Consider the following 3,699-nt stretch of genomic DNA (forward strand, 5'->3'; position numbering starts at 1 on the left):
GCGCGTCCGGCCACCACCCGCGCCAATCTGGCGACGCTGGGGTTGTTGGTGCTGGGGGAGCTGTGGTGGACCACCGCGATCTCCTCCAAGACTCCGATCCTGGGGGCGGCGCTGGCGATCGCGGTGCGGTTCGCGCTCACCGGTTGGACCCGTGACAAGATCGCGGGCATCGCCGGGGTGTCGGTGCTGGGCATCGTGGGCTTCGACTGGCTGCAATCGTTGAAGACCACCCCGTATCTGAAGGCCGAGGCCGCCAACATCGACGCCGCCTACCCGGAGCAGGTGCGGCCGTTCCTGAGCCTGCTTCGTCGTTTCGACCTGCTCGAAGCCGCCACCGACGCCTACTATGTCGGCCCGGACTCGTGGCTGAGCGCCGGCGAAGTGCTCGGGCATCTGGCCAAGGCGATGGTGCCCAGCCAGTTGCTGACCACCGAGAAGATGCACGCGGGCACCACGTGGGCGGCCGAGGTGCGTGGCGCGTCGGTGGACATGAGCCAGGTGTCGGTGTCGCTGGCCGAAGGCAATGTCGCCGAAGGATATGTGCTCGGCGGCTACACCGGGGTGGTCGTCGGCATGCTGTTCACCGCGGTGGTGCTCGTCGGGTGGGCGCGGGTGCTGTATGCCCGGCATCTGGTGCCGGTGCTGTTCGGTGTCGCGCTCATCGAGGTGCCGGTGGTGTTCGAACGCGGCATGCTCGGCAGCGCCGAGACGCTCGGCAAATATCTGCAAGTCATCGTGCTGGCCTGGTTGACCCGTCTCGCGGTGGGGCACTGGCGCCGGCATCGGAACCGGAGCGCCGAGCCGCCGTCGCGGCCGGAACCGGCGATCGTTGGGAGTGAAGGAAACCGATGATGGAACTGCCCGACTATCTGCGTATCGCCCGCCGCCGCTGGCCGATACTGCTCGCCGGTCCGGCGCTGGGCATCGGCTTGGCCGCCTACCAGGTGCAGTCGAGCCCGCAGACCTACACCGCCTCCAGCAGCGTGTACGTGTCGATGGCCACCGGCACCTCGGTCGCGGACTCCTACCAGGGTGGTCTGGCCGCTCAGCAGCGGGTGCGGTCCTATCTGGAGCTGGTCACCAGCGACACCGTCATCGACCGTGTCATCGGGCAGCTGTCGCTGGACTCCACCCGTGAGGAACTCGCCGCGCAGGTGTCGGCGGACTCCCCGCCCGCCACCACCATGCTCAACGTCTACGTCACCGACGAGGACCCCGAACGCGCCCGTGTCATCACCGACGAGGTGGTGTCGCAGATGCGTGCGCTCATCCACGATCTCGAGACCATCGAGGTCACCGCCGCCCCGGCGGCGCGGGTGGCGGTTGTCGACCGGGCCGAACTGCCGACCGAACCCGACGGTGGTGGCGGCGCCACCCTGCTGGCCGCGGGCGCGGTCGGTGGTCTGCTGCTCGGCGCCGTGGCCGCCTACCTGCTGGAACGGTTCTCCCGTCGTCCGCGTGGGGTCGAGGACCTCGAACCGTTCGATGTGCCGGTGCTCGGCTTCGTCGATCTCGGCGGGTCCGGGGAGACCGCCGGCCTGCGGGCGCTGCGCGCCCGGGTGCCGGAAACCGCCACCCCGCTGCTCGTCACCGCCGTCGGTGGTGGGCACCGCCACGGTTTCGCCGCCGCGCTCGCCGAAACCCTCGCCGCCGCCGGACGCCGGGTGCTGCTGATCGACGCCGACACCACCGGCGCGGGCACCAGCACGCTGCTGCCGGTCACGGCGGGGGACTGGCCGATCCGCGACACCCAGCTGCTGCACCGTTCCGCCACCGCCGCCGGACACGACTACCTCGAGAACGCCACCCTGCGCACCACCAAGATCGACCTGCGCAGCATCCCCGCCGCCCCGCCCGCCGACGAACCGACCACCGGGCCGAGGGTGCCCGGCGGCCTGGATCTGGTGCTGCGCGGGGAAGCCCGCCTCACCGACACCACCACGCACTGGGCGGCGCGCGGCATCACCGTGCTCGCGCTCGGCAACGCCGACGCCCGCACCCCCGACCTCATCGCTTCCGCCCGCTTCACCGAGCTGCTCGCCGACGCGGCCGCCCGCTACGACCATGTCGTCGTCGAAACCGCGGGCCCCGCCGCCGCGGGCGAGGCCAGTGCTCTGGCCGCCCGCGCCGCGGGCATCGTCGCGGTCACCGTGCTCGGCGAGGCCACCAACCGCCGCCTCGAACAGGACCTGGCGGCGCTGACCGCCGCCGGTGGACAGCTCACCGGGCTGGTCGCCGTCCCGTCCCCGCGCACCCTGCTGCAACGGCTCACCCGCCGCGACCCCAACCCGCCCGCCGCACCGGCGCAGGCGGCGCAGGCGGCGGCCCCACAACCCGCCGCACCGGTGACGGGCCCGAACCAGCCGGTTCCGCCCGCCGCGGCGCCCGCACCCGCCGACAGCGACGGTTTCGGGAAGGTGGGACCGCTGCGATGATCCGGCGCCGCCACGCCCGCACCGTCCACGGCCGGGAACGGGGGACGCGATGACCCGGTTCCGTCGCCGTCATCTGCTCGCCGCCGGGCTCGGCATCGCCGCGGTGCCGATCGCGTCCTGCAACGCTCAGGAACCCACCGGCCCGCTGCCCCCGGGAGGAACCGCCGTGCGCAACATCCGTGATTTCGGCGCCGTCGGCGACGGGAAAGCCGACGACACCGCCGCCCTCGCCGAGGCGTGCCGCACCGACGGCCCGCCGCCGGTGGTGTATCTGCCCGCGGGTGACTACAAGGTGACCGCTTTCCCCGAACTGCCCGACTACGCGGTCGTCTACGGCGACGGCGCGGATGTCACCACGGTGTTCTGTGAAACCGACACCACCTTGGTGACCTTGCGCAACAAGCAGCGGGTGCGGTTCGCGCGCATGGGGTTCTATCTGACCGGCCCGAAGGCCACCGCCATCCAGCTCACCGAATGCTTCCGGTGCAGCTTCGACACCGTGCTGGTGCGCGGCAACCACCTCGGCGACAACTTCCCCCGCTACGCCGGGCAACGCGGCGTCGTGCTGGAAGCCAACACCGGCGGCACCTCGTTCATCGACTGCGACATCAACAACTTCGGCATCGGCCTGAGCACGTCCTGCATCCAGAACTACGTCACCTCCTCGAAGTTCACCAGCAACCGCATCGGCGTGCTCGGGGTCGGCACCGACGCCCACGCCGCCGGACTGTCCATCGCCAACTCCGAATTCGTCTCCGACACCGACCCGGGCACCACCGACCGGCACCTGCTCATCGACGGGCCCGCCGCCAACTGGTGGCTGACCAATGTGTGGTTCGAGGGTTCGGAGGTGGCGGTGCAGGTCGGTGTCGCCGACCGTGGCGGACCCGCCCAGTTCGGCATGGTGAACTGCAAGGTCGCCGGGCGCGCCGCGTGCGTGGAGATGATCCACTGCCGCCAGCCGTACCTGGCCAACATCGCCTTCGACCCCGATCCCGGTCACAGTCCGGCCGAACTGCGCATCGACCCCAAGGGCTGCCCGCAGGGCACCGCCGTCAACCTGATCTCCAGTGCCGGCGACGACCTCGACTCCCGGGTGTTCCCCGAAGGCTGGCAGGTCGTCGGCCGCGGCCGCCTGCACCGGCCCACCTTCACCGGCACCGTCACCGCCCAGGGCGCCGGTGACGCCGAGATCCTGCGCGCCCGCTCCCAGGACGGCACCGCGGACCGTCCGGTCTACGGGGTGATCACCCACGAACTCGGG

2 protein-coding genes and 1 pseudogene are annotated in these 3,699 nt (G+C 71.4%); all 3 read left to right on the plus strand.

Annotated features, from left to right (window positions below; translation table 11 throughout):
• Positions 1 to 852, plus strand: a pseudogene (locus QH283_RS11925) (hypothetical protein); the annotation flags it as partial.
• Complete coding sequence (locus QH283_RS11930) at positions 849 to 2,435, plus strand: protein tyrosine kinase (RefSeq protein WP_280503069.1); 1,587 nt, start codon at positions 849 to 851, stop codon at positions 2,433 to 2,435. The pseudogene QH283_RS11925 and the gene QH283_RS11930, both read left to right, overlap by 4 nt.
• Positions 2,436 to 2,484: 49 nt before the next feature.
• Positions 2,485 to 3,699 (plus strand): glycosyl hydrolase family 28-related protein (locus tag QH283_RS11935; RefSeq protein ID WP_280503070.1); only part of this gene is annotated, 1,215 nt, incomplete at its 3' end.

This window comes from Nocardia farcinica (genome assembly GCF_029867845.1).
Taxonomy (GTDB): Bacteria; Actinomycetota; Actinomycetes; order Mycobacteriales; family Mycobacteriaceae; genus Nocardia; species Nocardia farcinica_A.

What these genes read in the sequence shown, in the direction of transcription:
- QH283_RS11930 (WP_280503069.1), top strand. Translation starts at nt 849, where the DNA reads ATGATGGAACTGCCCGACTATCTGCGTATCGCCCGCCGCCGCTGGCCG.